At 65.2% G+C, this 22258-nt stretch carries 17 protein-coding genes; 8 read left to right on the forward strand and 9 right to left on the reverse strand.

Annotated elements, in window-relative coordinates; all coding sequences use genetic code 11:
* Positions 1-43 precede the first annotated feature (43 nt).
* The 4 genes from AB0H50_RS08010 (at position 44) to AB0H50_RS08025 (ending at position 8683) form a co-directional block, all read left to right on the forward strand.
* A complete protein-coding gene (locus AB0H50_RS08010) occupies positions 44-1462 on the forward strand; it encodes a hypothetical protein (RefSeq protein ID WP_357448437.1) in 1419 nt (472 codons plus the stop codon).
* Entirely contained in the window at positions 1459-2172 is a 714-nt protein-coding gene (locus tag AB0H50_RS08015; protein ID WP_357448439.1) for an ESX secretion-associated protein EspG, read from the forward strand. Before AB0H50_RS08010 ends, AB0H50_RS08015 begins: the two co-directional genes overlap by 4 nt.
* Before the next feature lie 494 nt (positions 2173-2666).
* Positions 2667-5933: a helicase-related protein gene (locus AB0H50_RS08020; RefSeq protein ID WP_357448441.1), complete on the forward strand. Its 3267-nt coding sequence runs from the start codon at positions 2667-2669 to the stop codon at positions 5931-5933.
* Positions 5930-8683 carry a DNA methyltransferase gene (locus AB0H50_RS08025; protein ID WP_357448443.1) on the forward strand — a complete coding sequence of 918 codons (2754 nt, stop codon included), beginning with the start codon at positions 5930-5932 and terminating at the stop codon, positions 8681-8683. The genes AB0H50_RS08020 and AB0H50_RS08025 overlap by 4 nt, the downstream gene beginning before the upstream one ends.
* A gap of 143 nt (positions 8684-8826) precedes the next feature.
* Here the strand turns inward: AB0H50_RS08025 and AB0H50_RS08030 are convergent, their stop codons facing one another.
* Positions 8827-10380 (reverse strand): FAD-dependent oxidoreductase, encoded by a 1554-nt coding sequence (locus AB0H50_RS08030; protein ID WP_357448444.1) that lies wholly within the window; start codon positions 10378-10380, stop codon positions 8827-8829.
* A gap of 111 nt (positions 10381-10491) precedes the next feature.
* On the opposite strand from AB0H50_RS08030, the gene AB0H50_RS08035 reads away from it, so the two are divergent.
* Positions 10492-11676 (forward strand): FAD-dependent oxidoreductase, encoded by a 1185-nt coding sequence (locus AB0H50_RS08035; RefSeq protein ID WP_357448446.1) that lies wholly within the window; start codon positions 10492-10494, stop codon positions 11674-11676.
* 70 nt (positions 11677-11746) lie between these two features.
* On the forward strand, positions 11747-12679 hold the full coding sequence (locus AB0H50_RS08040; protein ID WP_357448448.1) for an RNA polymerase sigma-70 factor: 933 nt from the start codon (positions 11747-11749) through the stop codon (positions 12677-12679).
* Between the two features lie 79 nt (positions 12680-12758).
* On the opposite strand, the gene AB0H50_RS08045 is transcribed toward AB0H50_RS08040, so the two are convergent.
* On the reverse strand, positions 12759-13379 hold the full coding sequence (locus tag AB0H50_RS08045; RefSeq protein WP_357448450.1) for a TetR/AcrR family transcriptional regulator: 621 nt from the start codon (positions 13377-13379) through the stop codon (positions 12759-12761).
* A gap of 95 nt (positions 13380-13474) precedes the next feature.
* On the opposite strand from AB0H50_RS08045, the gene AB0H50_RS08050 reads away from it, so the two are divergent.
* Positions 13475-14287, forward strand: coding sequence for an SDR family oxidoreductase (locus AB0H50_RS08050; protein WP_357448452.1), 813 nt, complete (start codon positions 13475-13477; stop codon positions 14285-14287).
* Positions 14288-14591: 304 nt separating this feature from the next.
* On the opposite strand, the gene AB0H50_RS08055 is transcribed toward AB0H50_RS08050, so the two are convergent.
* Entirely contained in the window at positions 14592-15002 is a 411-nt protein-coding gene (locus AB0H50_RS08055; RefSeq protein ID WP_357448454.1) for a RidA family protein, read from the reverse strand.
* Between the two features lie 78 nt (positions 15003-15080).
* Here AB0H50_RS08055 and AB0H50_RS08060 point away from each other — a divergent pair, with 78 nt between their 5' ends.
* Positions 15081-15479 carry a helix-turn-helix domain-containing protein gene (locus tag AB0H50_RS08060; protein WP_357448456.1) on the forward strand — a complete coding sequence of 133 codons (399 nt, stop codon included), beginning with the start codon at positions 15081-15083 and terminating at the stop codon, positions 15477-15479.
* Between the two features lie 222 nt (positions 15480-15701).
* Here AB0H50_RS08060 and AB0H50_RS08065 read toward each other — a convergent pair whose 3' ends face one another.
* From AB0H50_RS08065 to AB0H50_RS08090, 6 genes are all read right to left on the reverse strand, one after another.
* Positions 15702-16421, reverse strand: a complete 720-nt coding sequence (locus AB0H50_RS08065) for a MerR family transcriptional regulator (protein ID WP_357448458.1) — start codon at positions 16419-16421, stop codon at positions 15702-15704.
* A 42-nt stretch (positions 16422-16463) separates the two neighbouring features.
* Positions 16464-17888 carry a serine hydrolase domain-containing protein gene (locus tag AB0H50_RS08070; RefSeq protein WP_357448460.1) on the reverse strand — a complete coding sequence of 475 codons (1425 nt, stop codon included), beginning with the start codon at positions 17886-17888 and terminating at the stop codon, positions 16464-16466.
* 142 nt (positions 17889-18030) lie between these two features.
* Entirely contained in the window at positions 18031-18957 is a 927-nt protein-coding gene (locus AB0H50_RS08075) for an STM4011 family radical SAM protein (protein WP_357448462.1), read from the reverse strand.
* A 6-nt stretch (positions 18958-18963) separates the two neighbouring features.
* Positions 18964-20304 (reverse strand): STM4012 family radical SAM protein, encoded by a 1341-nt coding sequence (locus AB0H50_RS08080; protein ID WP_357448464.1) that lies wholly within the window; start codon positions 20302-20304, stop codon positions 18964-18966.
* A complete protein-coding gene (locus AB0H50_RS08085) occupies positions 20301-21137 on the reverse strand; it encodes an STM4013/SEN3800 family hydrolase (RefSeq protein ID WP_357448465.1) in 837 nt (278 codons plus the stop codon). Before AB0H50_RS08085 ends, AB0H50_RS08080 begins: the two co-directional genes overlap by 4 nt.
* Complete coding sequence (locus tag AB0H50_RS08090) at positions 21134-22258, reverse strand: STM4014 family protein (RefSeq protein ID WP_357448467.1); 1125 nt, start codon at positions 22256-22258, stop codon at positions 21134-21136. Before AB0H50_RS08090 ends, AB0H50_RS08085 begins: the two co-directional genes overlap by 4 nt.

Consider the following 22258-nt stretch of genomic DNA (forward strand, 5'->3'; position numbering starts at 1 on the left):
TATCCCGGCGATACAGATGCCCATCCTCTCGGGCAACGCGGGCTTGGATCCCAGTGTGGTCCCGGCTTTTCAGGGCGCACAGAGCTTCCAGCAGCGGGCGCGTGAGGCGGCCGAGGCGGTCGATCACGGTGGGCAGGACCCGGCTTACATCCAGGCGATGGAAGAGTTCGGCGGGATGTCGCACCAGGAGATCTATGACAAGGCGCAGCAGATGCAGCCTGGCGTGATGCATGAGGCTGCCAATGTATGGCGCAAGATCGCCGACGGTCTGCTGTTCAGCACCATGGGGTTGAACGGCCGTGTGGCATCCACCATCGCTCAGGGATGGGAGGGCGCGGCAGCCGACGCATTGCAGACGGCCACGAAACGCTTCATCGCGCAGGTCACCGATGTTCACAATGTCGCCCAAGGTGTCTCGTCGCGGATCGAATCAGCAGCTTTCGCAGCGGAAGTGGTGAAAGCGTCTGTCCCCGCGGTGCCGCCTCCTCTTCCGATCCCGATCCCGGCCGGCGCCGAGAATCCGGCAGACGCGACCGCGCAAAGCAGGCGCGAAAGCGATGCCCACCAGACCGCGATATGGGCGATGCGGAACAACTACGTGCCAACCTATGAACCTGCCGGTCAAGGAGTTCCGACGTTCGTCGCACCCCGGACCAATGACAGCGGTCTTGGCATTCCTGGCTCGCCCGGTGCGAACGTGCCCCCAGGAGGCTCGACACAACCGTCAGACATGGGCAACACGCCGACTCCATCTGGGAGCAGAGACGATTCGAGCCCTGCAACGCCTGCGGGCAGGCCGGATGATTCGTCCACCGATCCGTCGACGAACCCCACCGCGGCTTCGACCACCCCTGACGGCTCCGATCAAACGACGCCGAGCGGATTGAACTCGAACACAACACCCAGCAGCGTCAATCCTGGACAGCCCGTTGGTCCAGGATCGAATCCCACTCTCGGCAATCCCAACGCACCGGGTTCCCCAGGCGGCCCAGGCCCAGGGGGAATCGGAGCTCCGTCCACGCCAGGTGGACCTGGATCGGCGGTGAAGCCAGGTCCCGGACTTCCGTTGGCCGGAAGTCCATTGACCGCGCCAGGATCTGGATCATCCGGCACGCCGCATCGCACGGGCCGAGCCGGATCGCCCGGAATGATGTCGCCTGCCGCCGCCCGGCGACAGGAGGATCGCGAGTCCGAGCACAAGATTCCAGAATGGATGATCACCCAACGTAACGGCGAGGAGTTGATCGGTCCGCGCAATCCGACGGTCCCTACGGTCTTCGGTGCCGACCAAGCTCCACCCGACGATGGATGGGTCAACGTCAGAGCCACGCCACAACCGCCCACCAGCCAGGCTCCGTCCGGAATTCCGTCGATCTTCAACACGGATGCCGCAGGAGCCACGGACGGTTGGGCAAGCGAGCGACCACCAGCTGACCGCGAGCGGGGCGAATCATCTCGATGAGGTGGGAATTCACCCCCGATGAGTTCATCTACCTGTGGACAGCGATCGGATCGGATCGCTACCCGGCACCACTTAGCCTTCTCGCCTCAGCATGCTGGCGGCACGAATGGGAAGCAACCGAGCGCGACCTACGCGAGCGCCTCCCAGTCCTGGACGATCCCGACCTTTTTCCGGTACTGCGCACCGCCGCAAACCCAGACACCTCAGCCGTGCTGGTAGGAAACCGAAAGCGTCCACTTCGCGCGTACGGGGCGGTGATCGCCGACATCGGAGTAACGATTGTGCAGCGGGCTGGCACGGACCACCGGCATGGCGGAGCCGTCATCGTGCAGGTTGGGTCCGCGTTGCTCGTGCCTAAGGTGCTCACCGCGGTAGCAGGCGACTGCCCGCCGGGCCGTGCCGCCAGTATGGTCGAAACCTATGAACGCCTCCGATACCCACCCTCGTCGCACGAGTGGGGTTCCGAGGAAGCCACTACAGCCCAGAGAATGCGTCAGATCCTGGCGGCATCACGAACGGGCAACGGACACATCGAAATCCAGACAGAACGACGTACCGAAAAGCCGCCGCCGCCACGGTATCTGAGCTGGTTCGATGTCCACAACGATGGCCGATACGTCTACATGCGACGCTACAACGACTTCCACATCGATCCCTGTAGCAGTGATGGGCTCCGACATGGACTCACCCGCCTGATGGACTTGACCTGACGGTGTGACGCTGAGCGGCGGCTGGAGAAGCCGGAAGCCGAGAATGCCCGTGGGCATACCGGCCGCCGAATTTGAACAGCAGAAGGCCCGCCACTCACCCGCTGAGCGGGCCAACGCGCTCACCTCGTTGCAGCGAAACACTTTGCTAAGCGGCGTGTTCCGCCCGTCGGGAAACGATCGTTCGCGCGACGTGCTGCGTGACCGGACGTTTCCTGCAGGCGGCGCCTGTAACGCTCGCCCACCATCTACCGACACCTCCGCGGAGCACTCTGGGGTGGAGCTGCTCTGAAATGCGCGGCGGGACAAGAGCGTATGATCGAAAGCTCACCCTCGCGCGGGTTTTCCGTCTCGCGTGCGAGGAGCAAGTGTCCTCCTGATCCACCCACACCAGAGGCCGCAAGCTGCAGGAGAAGCAGGCGGGTCGACATGCTTTCGGAATGCCCCCATACAACTTTCCCTGAACTCTTTCGCCCTGATGAGGAGTGCTGGCCCTAGTGACGCGGATCTTCGACAACATCAAATCTGACCTGGGCACACACCTTCAGCAGACGCTCCATGTATCTGATCGCATGGATGTAGCGGTCGGATATTTCAATCTCCGTGGCTGGGCAGCGTTTGATGCGTTGGTCAAAGACAAAGTTGCTGCTGGCATGGCCGGTCCAGTGGTGCGGATCCTGATCGGCATGGTCATGAACGGCCCCCAACAGGAAGCGTTGGACGACCTGCAGGCCACCGTGGATGGGACGCCTCAGAACGACGCCGACGCGAACGCTGCCCGTGAGCGCAAAATGCAGCTGCTCGATCAGCTGCGGACCCAGCTGATGCGGGGACTACCGAGCAACGCGGACCGCGCCGCGCTGCAGTCGCTGCGGAACCTGCTTGATCAAGGTGCGGTGGAGATCAAGGTATTCACCCGACGCCCGCTGCACGGCAAGACCTACATCTGTCACCGTGAGGATCTGAACAACCCGATCACCGGGTTCGTCGGCTCCTCCAACCTCACCGCGCCGGGACTCTCCCACAACTACGAGCTCAACGTCGATGTCGTGGATACCGTCGGCGCCGCAACGCTGGCCCAATGGTTCGAGGACCGTTGGAGCGACCGGTTCAGCCGCTCGGTCACCGCCGATGTCCTGGATCTGCTCGACAAATCGTGGGCGCGCCGCGAACCTCGCCGACCATACGAGGTGTTCTTGAAAGTCTGTTACGACCTCTCCCGCGACGTTCGTGAGGGATTAGCCGAGTATTCTGTGCCGTCCGAGATACGCAAGCAGCTGCTTGATTACCAGGCCACGGCAGTGCAGACCCTGGCCCGGCGGATCATGACCAAGCGCGGCACAATGCTTGGCGACGTTGTCGGCCTCGGTAAGACACTCACTGCTATCGCGGTCGCACTAATGCTGCGCGACGAGCACGGATACATGCCATTGGTGGTGTGCCCGAAGAACCTGGTCTCGATGTGGGAAGACCATTTCGAGGCATACGACCTGCACGGACGCGTCGTCCCATACAGCATGGCGCACGCGATCCTGCCGGATCTGCGCCGGTACGCGTTTGTCATCGTGGATGAGTCCCACACTCTGCGCAACGACACCCGGCGCGACTACAAAGCGATCCAGGACTACATCCACGCCAACGACAGCAAGGCTCTGCTGCTCACCGCAACACCGTACAACATCCGATTCCAGGACGTGGCCAACCAGCTCGCCCTCTACATCGACGACGACGACGATCTCGGGATCTCGCCGGTCAACGCCATGGCCGCCGATCCCCGTCTGGTCGATAAGGTCGACGGCAAGACCACTACGATGGCCGCGTTTCGCCGCTCGGAAGACCCCGACGACTGGAAGCGGCTGATGAGTGAGCACCTGGTGCGGCGCACCCGCACCTTCATCAAGAGCAACTACTCGCTCATCGGCGAGGACGGCCGGCCGTACCTCGAGTTCGCCAACGGTGCCCGCTTCCAGTTTCCGCAGAGGATCCCGAAACCGGTCGACCATTCCTTCGGCCCGGACGATCCGGCCGCACTCATGGCAAGCGACACCACCCTGGACACGCTGACCGCTCTGATCCTGCCCCGCTACGAGCTTGGCAACTACATCTCCAAGACCGCGGTTCTCACCGAGGAAGAACAAGAGTTCGTCGACAACCTCACCCGCGGTCGCGGTCACGTCGCCGGATTCGTGCGTACCACCTTCTACAAGCGTCTGTCCTCGTGCGGGCACTCGTTCACGCTGTCCCTCAAACGGCACATTGCCCGCAACGAACTGTTCTGCTATGCGATCGATCACGGTCTTGCGATCCCGACCGGAACGATCGCCGAAAACACGTTCGGCGAAGACGAGGACCCCAATACCGACGACTTCTCCACCCCCGACAGGGTCAGCGAGGAACCCTCGCGGCGCTATGAGGCCCTGGCAGCTGCGATTCCTGCCAGTGTGAAGTGGATTCGGCCCGAGATCTTCACACCGGACTTGCGCAAAGACCTACACACGGACACCAACGCGCTGTGGTCGCTGCTCGCCTCCTTCGGCGACTGGGAACCCAGCCGGGACTCCAAGCTCGACGCCCTGGTCACCCTGCTCCGCAAGGAGCATCCCGACGAGAAGGTCCTGATCTTCACCGAGTACAAGGACACCGCTGACTACATCGGTGCCACATTGCGGTCGGCCGGCATCGACAAGGTCGGTGTGGCGACCGGAGACAGCGAGGACCCTACGCACCTCGCATATCAGTTCTCCCCCCGCTCGAACACCCTGCCCGGGCACGAACCTGTCACCGGTGTCGACGGTGAGCTGCGGATCCTCATCGCCACCGACGTGCTTAGCGAAGGCCAGAACCTGCAGGACGCGCACGTCGTGGTCAACTACGACCTGCCATGGGCCATCATCCGGCTGATCCAGCGCGCCGGCCGCGTCGACCGTGTCGGACAGACCTCCGATCAGGTGCTGTTGTACTCGTTCTTCCACAAATCGGTCGACAACGTCATCGCCCTGCGCCAACGCATCAGCGCCCGCCTTCACGCCAACGCCGAGACATTCGGCTCCGACGAACAGTTCTTCGGTAGCGACACCGAAGTTAAAGCCATCTCCGACCTCTACAACGGGACCCTCGACGACCAGGACACCGCCGACGATGTCGACGCATCCAGCCTTGCCTACCAACGCTGGAGCCAGGCACAAAAAGAAGACCCGGACCTCGCCGCCAAGATCGCGGCGCTACCAGACATGATCTCCGCCACCCGCGCCCGCCGACTCACCGACAGCGATGACGGCGTAATCTGCTATGTGCGAACAGATTCCGGCGTCGACGGCTTCGGGCGGGCAATCATGGACGGTCAGACACGGTTGCTCACCGGACACGAAGTGCTTAAAGCCTTCGAAGCCACTCCCGAAGAGCGCGGCCTTGAACACAGCGACGCCCACGACAGCCTGCTCGAAGCCCTCGTACGCGGTCCCCTCGCCACTCCGCATGTGGCAGCTGGCCGTCTGCGCGGGGTGCGCCGCACCCTGTGGCGGCGGCTCGGGGAAACCATGCACGACCATGAGGCCGACACTCAGGCCGCGCTCGATGACCTGTACCAGCACCCCCTGGCCAGGGACGCCGAGCACCGGCTGCGGCGTGCCCTCCGCAACGGGGCCAGCGACGACGACCTCGCCACCTTCGTCACCGCCTTGCACCGCGACGGACATCTCGTCATCACCGCCCGTACTGGTAAAGACCCGATTCGCATCGTTTCCAGCATGGGAGTTCGCTCGTGACCGAAAACCGCCTTCTCGACCTTGTCGACACCCGCGACTTCCGCACCCTGTTCATCGACGAACTCGGCTGGGACAACCCCGACCAACCCAATCTCGTCCTCGTCGTCGACGACGACACCTTCACCCTCACCCAGGTCGCCGGATACAAGGGAATGAGGATCTGGCACTGCCCCGTCCTCCCACCACGGAAGACACAACGGCTGATCGACGTCCTCGTCGGCAAGGACAACCACGAACGTCTTGTCATCTTCAACAACCAGCATAAGCAGGAATGGCGCTGGCCGCGCCGCGCCCAACTCGGCAGTGCCAACGCCAAACTCCTTGTACACGAACACATCGTCGGCGACCGCACCACGCACCTGGCCCAACGGTTAGAGGCGATTCGACTTGACTTCGACGATGACATCACCCTCGTCGCTCTGCTCGACAAGATGCGCGACGCGTTCGACCATGAAGCCGAAACCGCCTCCGTCGCCGCTGCCCGTCTCATGGGCACTCTCTACACCGAACTCGAAACTACCGGCGTCGACGAACAAGACGCCACCCTGCTCCTCGCACGGCTGCTATTCCTGCTCTTCGGCGACGACGCCGAGATGTGGAAGCCAGAAGGGCTATTCGAGCGGTACCTCCGTGAGCACACCACCGCACAGAGCCTTCACAAAGACCTGCAGCACCTATTCGCGGTCCTCGATACCGACGAGAAGAGGCGCGATCTTCCTGCCGACAGCCCCTATACACCGTTCCGCTACATCAACGGTGGCCTCTTCCACGACACCCTTCGGCTGCCCGCACTGACCTCTGCGTTCCGTGACGCGCTTGTCGATGCATGCAAGTTCGACTGGTCGATCATCTCCCCCGCCGTGTTTGGGTCGATGTTCCAGACGGTCAAGAGCAAGGAGGCCCGTCGGCACGGCGGTGAGCACTACACCAGCGAGGAGAACATCCTCAAAACGATCCGCCCGTTGTTCCTTGACGAATATCGCGATCGGCTAGAACGAGCCTGGGACGACAAGGCACAGCTGACGAAGCTGCACAACGAGCTGGGCCGACTGCGCTTCCTCGATCCAGCTTGTGGCTGTGGCAACTTCCTCATCGTCGCCTATCGCGAACTCCGCGCTCTAGAGCTCGAGATCCTCAGACGACGCCGTGACCTCGACATGCCAGATGTAGCGTCCAAGCATATCGAGAGAGCCCAGCTGAGCCTCGATATTTCCGGAGACATCAAAGTCACTCTCGACCACTTCTACGGAATCGAGATCGACGAATGGCCAGCCCGGATCGCCGAAACCGCCATGCTTCTCGTCGATCACCTCGCCAACCAACAGATGTCCGTCGAGTTCGGCGTTGCCCCCGATCGGCTTCCGATCGCGATCGCGCCGACTATCGTCCACAAGAACGCGCTGCACATCGATTGGGCTTTGGTCGTACCACCAGATGACAACGTGGTAATTCTGGGCAACCCCCCCTTTAGCGGTCGCGGTGACCGAAGTCCTGTGCAGACAGCAGATCAGAAGCTGGTCTGGGGAACGCGTTACAACATCAACCTCGACTACGTGACCTGCTGGTTCCTGAAAGCTATTGAGTACTACGAGGATCGCAATGGCCGTTGGGCATTCGTCTCAACTAACAGCACCTGCCAGGGTGAGCCGACAGCCGATCTGTGGAAGCCGATTCTCGACGCCGGCTGGCGCTGCCGATTTGCCCACCGATCATTCAGCTGGCAGTCCGAAGCCCGCGGCAAAGCGGTGGTTCACGTCTCCATCGTGGGTTTCGACCGAGGCAAGATCACACCGAAGCCGACCTTATGGACCTATCCCGACGGAGGCAAAGGCACGGCAACCGTTGGGACGGTTCGAAATATCAATCCGTACTTGATCGACTTTCCCAACATCCTCGTCGTCAAGCGGAGTAAGCCACTCTCACCCTCACTGCCAGAAGCAAGTTTCGGCAGCATGCCGAATGATGGCCGCGGCAACCTGCTTGTTAGCGTGGATGAGTACGACACGGTTGCTGCCGATCCGATTGCACGCAAATACCTTCGTCGGTTCATCGGGGCTAAGGAACTCCTTCACGACCGAATGAGATGGTGCCTCTGGCTTACCGAACTGGACCCCGAAGACCTCGGTCGAAGTCTATTGCTGCATGATCGTATTGAAGCTGTACGTATGGCGCGCGCCAGCAGCGATAGCCCCACGACCAGTACCCGCAATCATCCACCACACTTATTCGGCCAGATTGCTCAGCCGAGAACTTCTTATCTCGCAATACCACGCCATGTCAGCGAGCTCCGTCGGTTCTTTACCGTCGCACGGTACGACTCGGATGTCATCTGTGGCGATGCCAACTTCCTGATCCCAGATCCCGACGGGTTCGCTTTGGCTATTCTGTCTTCGTCGATGTTCATGGTATGGCAGAAGGCTATTGGCGGCCGAATCAAGTCGGATCTGAGATTCTCAAAGACATTCACTTATAACACTTTCCCCTTACCTCATGCGACTGATCGACAACGTCTGATGATTACAGACGCCGCAGCCGGGATTATCACAGCACGTGAAAGTCACCCAGGTACTTCGCTTGCGAAGCTGTACGACCCGCTAGTTATGCCTGATGATCTTCTCAAGGCACACAGCGTTCTCGACAGTGCCGTCGACGAACTATTTGGCAACGGCAACATGACCACTGAATCGAGCCGTCAGGAGATCCTCTTCCGGAGCTACGTAGCACTCACTGGCCAGGACACCCTGCTCTAACTCTGCGTCCCAGACTGGTGAGCTCGCCAGTCGAGCCTTGCGCGCCCCCGCAACCGCGCACAGCGGGGTCGCGAGTGTCGGGTGCCCATACGGCCGTGGGCAGGTGCCATGTCTGACAATGGCGATTTGCGTTGGCGCGCTCGCTATTTACCGATTTCGATTGGGGCATCGTCGGCAGCGTCCCTTCTACGTGCACCGACCAGAGCCAGCCGTGACGGTGTGCACCAACTTCCGGCTGGTGATCGATCGAATACCACCGGCGACTGACACGGCGGTACACCGTTACCGCAAGTCCGCTTCTGAGCGGCTGCACCGACCAGCGCTCCGTCCGCTGATGATGCTGAGTTTCCAAGGCTGGGACACCGACTTGCTCTTGTGGCGCAGCCGCTTTCGGACACCAGTTCGAGTGCATCGATCTCACCGGCCACACCCAGCGGCGACAGTCGAACCTTCGACGCGAGGATAGGAAATGAAGCGCTTCGTGAGACAACAGAAATCACGATGCAGTGAGACAAGATGAAGAAAACACTTGTCACAGCGTTAGCAGATGAAGTCAGCGCTGAGACCCTACACGGTTGTAGGGTCTCAAGAAATGTGACAACTGTGTGGTCTAGTCCGGTATCTTGTCCGTCCGACACGGCCCACAGGGGGCGCGGCGTCACGCGGTAAGGGCGCGGGTCGGCTCGGCGGTGGTGATGTGGCGGGTCGGCGGCCTGGTAGGCCGTAGGGACTCCCGAGGCGCAGGACATGCGCAGCGGATCGCCGTTCGCCCCGGGAGCGAGCGCGGCATCGCCGACGGCGTAGACGTCGGGGTGCGAGACCGACCGCATCGTGTCGTCGACGACGATCTGCCCGGTCGCGGACACCTGCAGGGTGGTGGCCGCGGCGATCGGGTGGACGGCGAAACCGGCTGTCCATACGGTCATTTGGGCCGGGATCGTGCGGCCGTCGATGGTGACCGCGCCGGTCCGCTGGACGCGGGCGATCTCGGTGTTCTCGTGCACACTGATGCCGAGCCGGTCGAACGCTTTGCGCAGATGCTGTTGAGCCTTCTCGCTCAGCCAGTCGCCGAGGCCGCCGCGAGCAGCGAGGGCGACCTCGAGATCCGGTCGGGCTTCAGCGATTTCGGTGGCCGCTTCGATACCGGTGAGACCACCACCGACGACCAGGACGGCCACACCCGCTCCCAGGCTCGCCAGACGCTCGCGCATCCGTAGCGCGGACTGCTTGCCGGCGATGTCGTAGGCGTGTTCGGCCACACCGGGCACGCCGCAGTCGGCGGCTGCGCTGCCGAGGGCGTAAACGAGAGTGTCGTAGGCGATCTCACGTGAGCCATCGGCGGCGACGATGTCTACCGTCTTGCGGTCGGCATCGACCGCGGTCACCCGCGCCGGCTGCACTCGCACGCCCGTGTCCGCGAAGACGTCGGTCAGCACGCGGCTCTTCAGCTCCTGACCTGCCGCCAGCTGGTGCATGCGGACCCGCTCGACGAATTCGAGATCGGCGTTGGCGAGGGTGATTTCGACATCGGCGGGGTGCAGCCACCTGGCGAGGCGACCGGCGGCGTTGGCTCCGGCGTATCCGGCGCCGAGAACGACGATGCGGTGGGTCATTGAGCACCAGCCGACACGGCTCGAAGTCGACCGCTGCTGGCCGCTGCCGCGAACCGCTACGCCGCCGCCCGCACCGACTCGCATGACCGACGCGAGATGTTGCGTGTCTCAGGTCACAGAAATGGACTGTCACGTTCTCCGGACCTGCCCTGTCCCATAGCCGACCCCAACGAACGAGCCCCCAGGGAGCGAGCGATGAGCACCACCACTGCCCACGAGATAGTTGTCCTCGGCGCCGGCTACACCGGCCTGATCGCCACGGCTCGGCTGGCCCGCTACACCCGCAAGCTGAACACCCGCATCACCCTCGTGAACCCCTCGCCCCGCTTCACCGAGCGGCTGCGCATGCACCAGGTCGCCACGGGCCAGGAACTGACCGACTTCCAGATCTCGGACCTGCTGAAGGGCACCGACGTGGAATTCCACCAGGCCGCCGCCACCGCCATCGATACCACCGACCGCATCGTCACCCTCGACGACGGTGGGGTCCTCTACTACGACACGCTGGTCTACGCCCTCGGCAGCGCCACCGACACGAGCACCGTCCCCGGCGCGGCGGATCACGCTTGGACCCTCAACGATCCCCGTCTGGCGCACCACTTCTCGCAGCGGCTGACCGAGATCGCCGCCGTGGGTGGCACGGTCACCGTCTGCGGTGGCGGACTCACTGGAATCGAGGCGGCCGCCGAAATCGCCGAGGCACACCCCGGGCTGACCGTCAACCTGGTCAGCGCGGCCGAACCCGGTTCCATGATGGGCGAGAAGGCCCGCGCCTACCTGAACCGTGTCCTCGACCGGCTGGGTGTGGTGCGCATGGTCGGGGTGAAGGTCACCAAGGTGCTGTCCGACGCCGTGCGTCTGGACACCGGTGAACTCGTCCCCTCGGACCTGATCCTGTGGACCACCGGGGTGCGAGTGCCGCCGCTCGCCATCCAGGCCGGAATCGCCACCGACGCGAAGGGACTCATCATCACCGACCCCACCCTGCGCTCGGTGTCGCACCCGGAGATCCATGCCATCGGAGATGCCGCCCTGGTGCGGCAGGCCTGGGGGCAGATCCACGGCACCTGCCAGAGCGGCGTGGTCACCGCCGACTACACCGCCACCGTGATCGCTCGGCTGTTGCGTGGAAAGACGGTGAAGCCGTTGCGCTTCGGCTACTTCCACCAGCCGGTGAGCCTGGGCCGCAAGGACGCGGTCATCCAGTTCACCAACGCCGATGACACCCCGAACCGGTGGTACCTCAGGGGCAAGGCCGCGGTCATCTACAAGGAGCAGGTCAGCGGCACCCCGCCGGTGGCCGCAAAGATGAGCCGCTACGTGAAACTCCCGGTGCAGCTGTCGAAGGGCGGCCGCGCCACCCGTAAGACCGCACGATGATCCGGGGCCGGGGCCGAGGAACCACCAGGTTTCTCGGCCCACTGGACGCCCGAGCTTCCGATCGATAGGTGTGATTCCCATTCAGGATCCGAATACCGACGAGCCGACCCTGACGCCCGAGCCCCGCGACGCGACGATCGACCCGTTCGTCGAACACCGCCGGCTGCTCTTCGGCACCGCCTATCACATGCTGGGCAGCGTCGCCGACGCCGAAGACATCCTGCAGGACGCCTGGCTGAAATGGCATGTGATGGACCAGGATTCGGTGGAGCATCCCAAGTCCTACCTGGTGCGCACCGTCACCAACCTCGCCCTGAACCGCCTCACCTCCGCCCGGGCCACCCGCGAAACCTATATCGGCCCATGGCTTCCCGAACCGCTGATCACGGCACCGAACGCCGCCGAGGAGACCGAAATGGCCGATACCGTGTCGACGGCCATGCTGGTCGTCCTCGAAACCCTCAGCCCCACCGAGCGCGCCGTATTCGTGCTGCGTGAGGTATTCGGCTACTCCTACGCCGACATCGGCGCCTTCCTCGATCGCGCCGAGGCCACCGTCCGCCAGATCTCGCACCGCGCCCGCTCGCATGTGCAGGCTCGCCGCCCCCGCTTCGAAGCGGATGACGCGGCGCGCCAAGAGATCACCGAGAAGTTCATGGCCGCCTGTCACGGCGGCGACCTCAACGCCCTCATGGAACTGCTCGCCCCGGAGGTGACGCTGTGGAATGACGGCGGCGGCATCGTCACCGCCGCCCGCCGCCCGCTGCACGGCCCCGACCATGTGGCGCGCTGGCTACTGGGCGTCATGGCCAAACCGGACTCCGTCGGCATCCGACTCGAATCCGCGGTCGTCAATGGCGAATTGAGCATTGTCGGCATGATCGGCGACTACCCCATCGGCGCACTCACCTACGACATTCATGACGGCCGCATCGAGAACATCCGCTTCCAGGTCAATCCCCATAAGTTGGGTGGTATCCGAGCGGCGGGCGGCGGTTTGTAGGGTCTCTCGTGTTCTCGGTGTGCGTGGCAGCGATCGACGGCCTAGGCACCCTGCGTCGGCGCGAACCGCAGGGCTTGTCTTAGATGTCGCGGACAGCGGCGAGCGCCCGGTCACAGAGCCGTTCGAGTTCCTCGATCCCGCCCTGGCCTTCGCACTCGAGCCAGATGGCGGTGGCTGCGTCGAGGCACGCCAGCGCGGTGGCCACGATCGCTTGGCCGCGTAGACCGGGCGGGTCATCGCTGTCGCCGAGTCGCCGTTCGACCTCGGGTGCAAGTTGTTCCTGCCATCGCAAGTGCTTCTCGAGGTGGGCGGCCCGTAGACCCGGACTGGCGGCGACCAGCCGGGCGATCGCGAGACCGCGCTGGGGTGTCGCCCGGATGTTCAGCGCGGCGAACGCGTGCCGCAGTGCCTCCCAGACCGATTCGTCGTCAGGGCGCGCACGCAGCGCTTCGAGGATGACGGGGCCTTGCTCGGCCAGATCACCGAAGACGATGTCCTCCTTCGTGCCGAAATAGCGGAAGAAGGACCGACGGGAGATCCCGGCCGCGGCGACGACCTGGTCGACGGTGGTGTTCTCGAATCCCTGGTCCAGAAACAGCGTCAGAGCGACATCCACGATCTCCTCGCGAACACGAAGGCGGGTCCGCTCCCACATCCGGCCCGTGGTCGTCGCCTCCGGCCGGTCCTGATGCCTCGTCACACCTCAACCGTATCTGATGTGATGCCTGCCTGAACCTGTGCGCCTAGCTGGCATCAGATGCTACGCTGGCACTCGATGCCAGCTAAGGAGTTCGTATGCCACTCGACCACCACGGCGCGCTGACGCTCGTTACCGGCGCCAGCTCCGGAATCGGCGCGGAGTTCGCCCGTCAACTCGCCCGCCGCGGCTCCGACCTCGTCCTCGTCGCACGCCGCGAGGACCGGCTCGAGGCACTGGCCGCCGAGCTGGAGGCCGCGCACGGCGTCGCCGTCACGGTGCTCGCCTGCGACCTCACTGAACCGGGCGCCGCCGCACGCCTGGCCACCCAGTTGCACGACCGTGGTCTGCGGCTGACCGGGCTGGTGAACAACGCCGGCTTCGGCACCCACGCGCCGTTCATCCACGAAAACCTCGAACAGATCCGTACCGAGATCGCCCTCGATGTGCAGGCCGTCGTCGAACTGACCAGGACCTTCATCGATGATCTGCGCACGTCCGATCGCGGTGTCCTGGTCAATGTCGCGAGCATGGCCGCCTATACCCCCATCCCACGGATGGCCGTCTACGGCGCCGCGAAGGCATTCGTGCTCAGCTTCACCGAGGCCCTCTGGTACGAACACCGCAATACCGGGCTGCGGGTGCTCGCTCTGTCACCGAGCGCCACCAGGACCGAGTTCTTCGACACCGCCGGCCCGCAGGCGGCGGCCGGTCAGCGGCTGCAGACGCCGCAGCAGGTCGTCGAGACCGCGCTGCGCACGCTGGATCGGCGCAACCCGCCACCCAGCATCGCCGTCGGCAGGATGAACCGGCTGGCCGTGGCGCTGGGCCGACTGGCCAGCCGCAAGCGGTCGGTCATGATGATGGGTGCGCTGACCGCCCGCGCCGCCGCGACGGCGAGCGCCCGGTGAGCGTGGCGCTCGTGCTCGTCGTCGGCGGCGTAATCGGGCTGGTCGGGCGGTTGCGATGACGTCCCAGCCGTGTCGCGCGTACTAGGCGGAGACGTCGAGACAACGTTGCGCGACGCCTCGACGATGAGGACGGTCTTGGCGCTCATGCCCGGACCGCCGACGCGAGAGTCTGCTCGCACCACTCGCGGAAGCTCGTCGGGCTCGCGGTCGCATCGGTGCGCGGCACGCCGTAGTCGAGGCCGTTCTACCGACACCATCGATGGCGGGCCGCCTCGGCACAGTCCGAGGCGGCCCGCCATCGATTTCAGTCGAGTACGGCGAACGCCTCGACCTCGACGAGAACGTCGGGCTCGAACAGGTAGTCGACGCCGATCGCCGACAAGGGCGGCAACGGCCGCGGTATTCCGAGCTCGTCTGCGACGCGCTCGATACCTGCGATGAAGTCGTCGTACTTGTCCGGGCTCCAGTGTGTGACGAAGAACCGGAGGCGTACGACGTCGGCGAAGGTTGCCCCGGCGCCCGCCAGGCCGCGTGCGGTATTGCGCAGCGCGTGTGCGACCTGGCCGGCGAGATCCCCTGTCGCGACAGGATTGCCCTCGGCGTCGCGTGCGATCTGGCCGGCCACGTGCACCTGGCGAGCGCCTGTGCTGATCGAAACGTGGTGGTACGGAACGGGAGCGAACATGCCCTCCGGGGTCAGCAGCTGCACTGCCATGGGGTGCCCTTTCGTTGCCAGAGTAGGTATCCAATGAATACCTGGTATTCCAAGGGAACTTCAACGAGACTAGGTGTCATGCCGGAAACTGGTCCACTACCGTCGGACAGCCCTCAGCTCACCGAGCAACACCGCGAGCTGCTCGACCAAGTCCTCGACAAGTGGTCGCTCCAAATCCTCGACGCATTGTGCGAAAAGCCGTTGCGCTTCAACGAGCTCCGTCGGGCGATCCCAGTGGTGACGCAGAAGTCACTGACGGCCGCGCTTCGACGCCTGGAGCGCAATGGAATGGTCGAGCGCATCGTCACAGATACGCGCCCTGTCGCCGTCGAGTACCGCATCGCGCCACTCGGAAGGTCTTTGCAAGACCTCATCGACGCACTCCTGCATTGGACGACTACCACGTTGCCGAGCGTCGAGCTCGCCCGTGCGCGGTTCGACGACCAGGTTCGGACTGCAGAAACGCCATCGCTGTGAGACTGGAAGCAGTGCCGGTGGCGTGAGACCACAACGCCAGAACAGCGCCTGCGAGCGGTGACCATGGAAGCCGCGACGATCTGCGGTGCGCACCGCGCCGGTAGTCGCCCTGTCCATGGGCTACTTCTCGATGGCTTTGTTGCGGCGGAGCCACGCGGTCGAAGCCCCCAGCGCCGTTCGCCCGGTCGGCGCAACGGACCCGCACCGGTGGGGGATCTCGCGCTAGCCTTTGACGAGTTGGGCGAGACGGTCCCATGCCGGGGATGAGACTCCGGCCCGGGATAGTGCTGCCAACCGAGCGATGGTCGGGTTGGGGGCGGGGCTGGTCTCGGATGGGCTGTGGTGGTCGGCGTACCAGGTCCGAGTACGGTCCGCGAGGGCGGGGAGGCGGGGATCGTTCGGCGACCAGTCGAAGGCAGCGTCGTGTTCCAGGTAGAGGGCGCGGTGTTCGGGATCGGTGAGGAGCTCACGCTTTTCGGCGATCCACGCGGCGGCGTCCTCGGGTGAGGCTGTTTGCATGAGGATCCAGCCGTCGCGTTCCAGACGCAACTGGCGCTCGCTGACGCCGATTTCGCGTAGCTCGTCGAGATAGTCGGCGACTTCAGGGGAGACGAAAAGCCGGTCGCCGCCGCGCAACTGGGCGAGTTGATCGCGGGTTCGCCGCAGCTGCGCGATGCGGTCTCGGAGGTTGCGGTCGATTTCGGTGATGGCTGCCGTGAGCGCGTCCTGGTCGGCGTCGAGGAGATCCTTGATGTGCGCAAGCGGCACGCCCGCGTTGGCCAGTGTCCTGATCTTGACGAGGGTGATGGCGTCTTGGGCGGTGTAGCGCCGATAGCCGGACGAGTCGCGGTCGGGCTCGGCGAGCAGACCGCGCTCGTGATAGTGGCGGATGGCTTTGATGGTCACCCCGGCGTAGTCCGCGAGCTGGCCGATCGTGATCATGTTCGACATCCTCGCACTCGGCCGTCGGGTCGTTCGGAACGGTCAGGCCCGTCGGGTCAGGCGGCCGCCGGCGTTGCGGAAGCGCGCTCGACCGTCGCGGACGTCGTGGTAGGAGACGAGCAGCAGTCGCAGGTATCCGTCGAACGCCTCCAGCGGGTATCCGGCGGGCGCGAAGAGGCCGGGCCGGATCGGCACGTAGCGCTGCGGCGGGGCGGCGGTCATGCCGCCGGCGAACTCGGTGAAGATGCGCTCCTGCGATGCGTCGGCCGGTTCGTAGGTCACCCGCTCCTCGAGCTGACCGTCGACGATGTCGACGTCGACGCGGAGCTGATTGGAGCGATAGGTGCCCACGTACGGGGTCAGGTCGACATCCTGTGCCACTTCGGTGATGAGAGTGGGGATCTGGACGCCGAGATGCTCGCTCACGAGCCACTGCAGCAGTTGGTCCTGCAGCATGATCGCCCCCGGGGTATTGCCGAAGGCGGTGAAGACCAAGTCGTGTTCGGGCACGACGCACAGGAGGGACACGCCGCCGGGCGATGCGCCCGACATGGCGAGAACGGTCGTCTCGCCGAACGGATACAGCACCCAGCCGAGACCGATCGGTGGGACGTTCGGGCTGGCCATGTCGTAGGCGACTTGCCGCATCAGCGCGGTCGACTCGGTCGAGAGGACGCGTGCGCCGGTGGGCGACACACCGCCCGCCAGGTGGGTGCGTCCGAAGGCGAGCAGGTCGGCGATGGTGCCGATCGGCGTGCCGCCTGCCGGTCCCCAGGTTTCGGGCAGTGTGAACATGCCGGTGGGCTCGGCTGCCATGGTCGCGGGGTCGTTGAAGTGGCCGACCGCGGTGCTGCGCAGTATGGCCTGCTCGGCGGAGGTGCTGGAGTCCTTCATGCCGACGGGTCCGTAGATATCGCGCGCGAGCAGTTCGGGGAAGGGCAGGCCGGTGACGACTTCCAGTAGGCGGCCCGCGACGATCATGCCGCCGTTGGAGTAGCTGAGCTGCTCGCCGGGTTCGAACAGGGTGCCGCCGCTGCTCGCGAGGCCGTCGACGTAGATCTTCAGTGCGTCGCGGCCCTTGGCATCGGGAAAGAACAGGTCGGCGTCGATGCCGTTGGTGTGCGAAATCAGGTGCCGGACCAGGATCTCGTCCGTCGTGCCCGGAGCGGCCAAGGCGAATTCGGGTAGGTACTTCACCACCGGCATGTCGAGGTCGAGGAGTCCGCGCTCGACCTGCTGAAGGACCAATGTGGTGGTCAGAACCTTGGTGACGGAGCCGAACAGGAATCCGGTGTCTTCGAGCATCGGTGCGCCGGTGGCGACGTTCGCGGTGCCGTGGGCGACTACGACCTGCTCGCCCGCGTGGTAGACGCCGACGAGGAAACCGGGGACGTTGTTGGACTCGCAGTAGACCTTGGCCTGCTCGCGGATCTGGGCTTCGACGGTGTGCAGTGCGTTGTTGTTCATGCGTAGCATCGTCGAACCTTGACCTAGGGGCAAGGTCAAGTCCGATGCCATCGACCGTAAGACCCTGCGCGAGGCGGACTTCGCCACCGCCCCTCGGACGAAGGCGGCTGAGCGCCCCCGCGCGATCTCGCCGCATTCCCGGTCAGGTGGACGTTGCGGCCCTCGAGGCGAGGGGAATCGAGGTGCGGGCCGGGATCGCCGGAAGGCCCAGCGAGGTTTCGGCCCGCGCGCGGGTGGGGATTCGTTCCAGCACTCCTCCCGCGAACACGTCGTAGAGCGGCAAGGTTTCCAGGTGGACGTAACCGATGTGGCAGTCGCATTCGGCGCGGGGACAGGGGCGGGGGGCGAGGGCGGATCGGTAGGAGCCGTCGTAGAGGTTGCCCAGGATGGCCGGAACGAAATGGCAGCGGCGGACGTCGCCGTCGCCGTTCACCGAGATGACCGAGGAGCCCGTGCGGCACGGGAGACCGGCCGAGGGATGGGGATGGCGGCTGAAGGGGAAGAGAGGGTCGAGAGCGGTCCAGCCGGCCGCCGCAGTGTCGGTGTAAGTGTGGCCTTCGGCGGCGTTGACCCAGAGATAGACGTGCTCGGGTAGGTCGGCGCGCAGGCGGCGGGCGTGCTCGAGATGTTCTGGGAGGCCGACGATTCCGACGCTGAAACGGACACCCGCGCACGCTAGTCGAGCGGTCTTGTCGAGAAAGCGGTCGTACGGGGTCTGGCCGGGGTGGTAGGTGCACCAGAGGGCGACGGTACCGAGGTCGGCGTCGGCGAGCCATTCGGTACGGCAACTCAGGTTGGTCTGGATGGCGACGCGGTCGATGTGCGGTTGGTGCGACAGCTCGATCATGGCGCGGCGATACCAGGACCGCACGAGCCCTTCGCCCCACGGGGTGAACAGTATCGAGAGGCGGTCGCCGGTCTGCGCGCACGCCCACCTGGTGAATCGTTCGAGGGCGGCGCGGTCGGCGCGGAGCTGGGCGGTCGAGTCGCGGCGTTTGGCGAAGGGGCAGTACGGGCAGTCGTAGTCGCAGGAAGCCAGCGGTCCGCGATAGAGAATGGTGAGATCCACTGCGGATCACCGGTGTTCGTAGGCGGCCATGGCGGCGCGTACCGCGGGGGAGAAGAACTCGGGGCCGATGGCGTCGGAGTTGGCCAGACCCTCGGCGGTCAGCCGCAAGTGGCCCGATCGCGGGTCGGCCAGCCAGCCCCGTTCGGCGAGAGTGTCCAGTTCGGCGGCAAAGCTGTCGTGTGGTTCGTGGCCGAAACGCATCCGGTAGTCGTCCACCGCGAAACCCTCGGCTTGGAGCAGCGATTGCAGCAGATAGCGTCGCTCGGGCTCATCGCCGTCGATCACCATTCCGTACCCGGCGTGGGTGAAATCCGTTGTGGCCACGTAGGTGTCGATGATCGCGCGCACTTCGCGCGGGGCGACGGCGTAATCGAAGGAGTAGTGCGTCGTCGAGGTGTATGAGCGCGCTCCGCAGCCGAGGCCGATCATGCCGTCGGTCTGGCAGGCGTAATCGTCCGGTCCTTGGGGCGGCGCGTCGACGCGGCGGAACATGCGCATGGAGACCTGCTCGTAGCCCTCAGTAAGGAGGTGGTCGCGACCCTCGGCGTAGAGCCGCAGCCGCTGTTCGTCCCAAACTCGTTCCGCCACAGCCGGATCGGCCTGCCGACCGAGCCCGGTCAGCGGGCGGACGTAGAGCGGGTAGAGGTAGATCTCCTCGGGTCGCCACGCCAGTGCGGCATCGAGCGACTCTCGCCAGGTCGCGGCGGTCTGACCGTCGATGCCGTAGATGAGGTCGATATTGAGCACCGGGATGGCGGTGTCCCGGATTCGACCGAGCGCGGCCTCGACATCGGCGCGTCGCTGCGGCCGAACGGCGGCGCGCGCCTCCTCTTCGACGAAACTCTGCACACCGAGGCTCAGCCGAGTCGTCCCGCGCTCGGCCAGGACCGCGAGACGGTCGGCGGTCGCGGTGCCGGGCGAGGCCTCCACCGAGAGCGGGATCGTGCGCAGGTCGGAGCCCATGATGTTTTCGGCGATGTCACACAAACGGGTCAGCTCGTCCGCTTCGAGGAAGGTGGGCGTGCCGCCACCGATCGCGGCGGTGGCGAAACGCGGGGTTTCGGCATCACCCAGGGCCGCACGAACGGCCTCGGCTTGGCGGGCGAGCGCGTCGAGGTAGCGGCCGGTGAGACCGTCGGGCGCGCCGACGCGGGTGAACAGATTGCAGAAGCCGCAGCGCACCTCGCAGAACGGGATGTGCAGATACAGCGAGAGCGCGCGCCGCGATTGCCCGGCCCACAGGTCGGTGAGCGCGGGCCGCGGAGCGAGTGCGCGGTAGGCGGTCTTGTGCGGATAGGCGTAGACGTAGTTCTGATACGGCCGGGGCAGGGTGCTAGTGCGGGTCATGCGGGTGGCTCCAGGAAGAAATGTCCGTAGGGGACGGTCCATACCGATTCGTGTCCGAGCCGGTGGCCGGTGAAGCCGTCGTCGCCGTAGGCGGTGCCGTGATCGGAACACACGATGGCGAAACAGCGTCGCCGCGAACGCATCACGTCGAACAGCCGGCCTATGTGCCGGTCGATGTATTCCAGCGCTGCCGCGTGGGTGGCGCGGTTGTCGCCCGACTCGCGGGTCGCGCCGGGCAGATGGAACCAGTTGGGCTGATGCAGGGCGGAAGCGTTGACGAACAGGAACAGTCGCCGCTCGGCGGGTAATGCCACTATCACCCGCGCGGCGCAGGCCACCTGCGCCTCGAAGGAGGTGGGCGAGGCGACGGAGAACTCGGGTTCCCAATGGCTCTCGGCGAACATCCCCGGCAGGACACTGCCCAGCGCGCCCTGCTTGTTGAAGAAGCCGACGCCACCGATGCAGGCCGTGTGATAACCGCGCGCGGCCAGCGCCGTGACCAGATCGGGCTCGTCGAAGACGAAAGTGCGCTCGGCGGTGGTCTCGCTGCCCGCGAAACGCGCGGCGAACAGCCGTGGGTGCGGCCCCGGTGTCGCCGGTGTCGGCAGGAATCCGGCGAAGATGGCGTGATGTGCGGCGTAGGTGAAATTGCCTGGGGCGTGGCGTTTCTGCCAGCCGCCGCCGGGGAGGTGTGCGCTCAGATTCGGTAGCCTGCCCGCCGCCGCGAGTTCGGACGCGACGTCGTAGCGCAGGGTGTCGAGGGTGAGCAACAGGAGATCGTCTCGGCCGATCACGGTGTTCATGTCCGGCTCCGGGGCCTGCCAGATCTTCACAGCGGGACTCCCGTCCGCGAATCGGATTGCCGGGCACCGTGATAGCGAGTTCTCGCGGCGACGACCTGAGCCGTGTAGGTATCCAGTCCGGCGGCCGGACCCTCCGGCAGGCCGGAGAGCCGGGGCAGCAGATCCCCGAAGGCGTTGACCTCGGCGACCATGAACCGTCGCCATCCGACGACGGGCAGCAGATCGACGCCGACACACAGCGTCGCCGGAAAACAAGCGGCGGCCTGCTCGCAGATCGACAGCGCCGCGGCCCAGTGCTCGCCCGCGGCGGCGCGGAAGTCCGCCAGATCGCCGCGCGCACCGCCCAGGTGCAGGTTGGTCAGCGGTGTGCGGCTCGTCCTGACGACGGCGTGCGTCGCGTGCCCGCCGATCACCACGACCCGCAGGTCGGCGGATCGGCCGCCTTGCGAGACCTTGGGAATCCATCGCTCCATGTGCAGTCCGTCCGGTGCGAGCCGGTCGACGATGTGCGCGATCTCCCGTTCGGCGGTGTAGCGACGCACGCGCAGCGAGTTGTGCAAATGACCCTCCGGCGTGATCTCCACCGAGGTGGTCGCGCGCAGCCGTCCGTCGCGGGTGGATTCGATGGCAAGCACGCCGGAGGCCGATGAGCCGTGCGCGAGTTTGACGAACACGCGCGGCATCTCGGCCTCGCGCATGAGGCTCCGCACATCCGCCCAGCCGCGCACCGAGGCGCGTCCGCCGGAGGTGGGCGAGGACGGCACCGGCACCCCCGCGCGCGACAGCCGCGCATGGCACAGCCGCTTGTCGAACAGCACGGCCAGGTCATCGGTGTCGTCGAGCCGGAACCCGCCGCGCAACGAGCGCGCCGCGTCGAGGAACCGCGCGTACCAGCGGGCCGAACCCTCCACCCGGGTCGGCTCGGAACTCCCCCGCAACAGCCGATCGACCTCGGGGTTCTCACCGGGCGAATCCAGCCGCACGATCTCGTCGTCGCTGAAATCGGCGCCGCCCTCGCTCAGTACGTCACGCCATTCGACCACTCGGATTTCCGCCGACCCTGCGGCGCGGGCGGCGTCGGTGAACATGCCGACGCGCCGGTTCTCGCCGTTACCGACGATCACCCAGCGCGGCGGTGTCGAGGCGGACAC

The organism is Nocardia sp. NPDC050793 (assembly GCF_040654065.1).
Lineage (GTDB): Bacteria > Actinomycetota > Actinomycetes > Mycobacteriales > Mycobacteriaceae > Nocardia.

Coding starts and splice junctions, on each gene's coding strand:
- AB0H50_RS08065 (WP_357448458.1), bottom strand. CDS start 16,421: ATGATCACGATCGGCCAGCTCGCGGACTACGCCGGGGTGACCATCAAA.
- AB0H50_RS08030 (WP_357448444.1), bottom strand. CDS start 10,380: ATGCGAGTCGGTGCGGGCGGCGGCGTAGCGGTTCGCGGCAGCGGCCAG.
- AB0H50_RS08050 (WP_357448452.1), top strand. CDS start 13,475: ATGCCACTCGACCACCACGGCGCGCTGACGCTCGTTACCGGCGCCAGC.
- AB0H50_RS08055 (WP_357448454.1), bottom strand. CDS start 15,002: ATGGCAGTGCAGCTGCTGACCCCGGAGGGCATGTTCGCTCCCGTTCCG.
- AB0H50_RS08035 (WP_357448446.1), top strand. CDS start 10,492: ATGAGCACCACCACTGCCCACGAGATAGTTGTCCTCGGCGCCGGCTAC.
- AB0H50_RS08080 (WP_357448464.1), bottom strand. CDS start 20,304: ATGACCCGCACTAGCACCCTGCCCCGGCCGTATCAGAACTACGTCTAC.
- AB0H50_RS08060 (WP_357448456.1), top strand. CDS start 15,081: ATGCCGGAAACTGGTCCACTACCGTCGGACAGCCCTCAGCTCACCGAG.
- AB0H50_RS08070 (WP_357448460.1), bottom strand. CDS start 17,888: ATGAACAACAACGCACTGCACACCGTCGAAGCCCAGATCCGCGAGCAG.
- AB0H50_RS08015 (WP_357448439.1), top strand. CDS start 1,459: ATGAGGTGGGAATTCACCCCCGATGAGTTCATCTACCTGTGGACAGCG.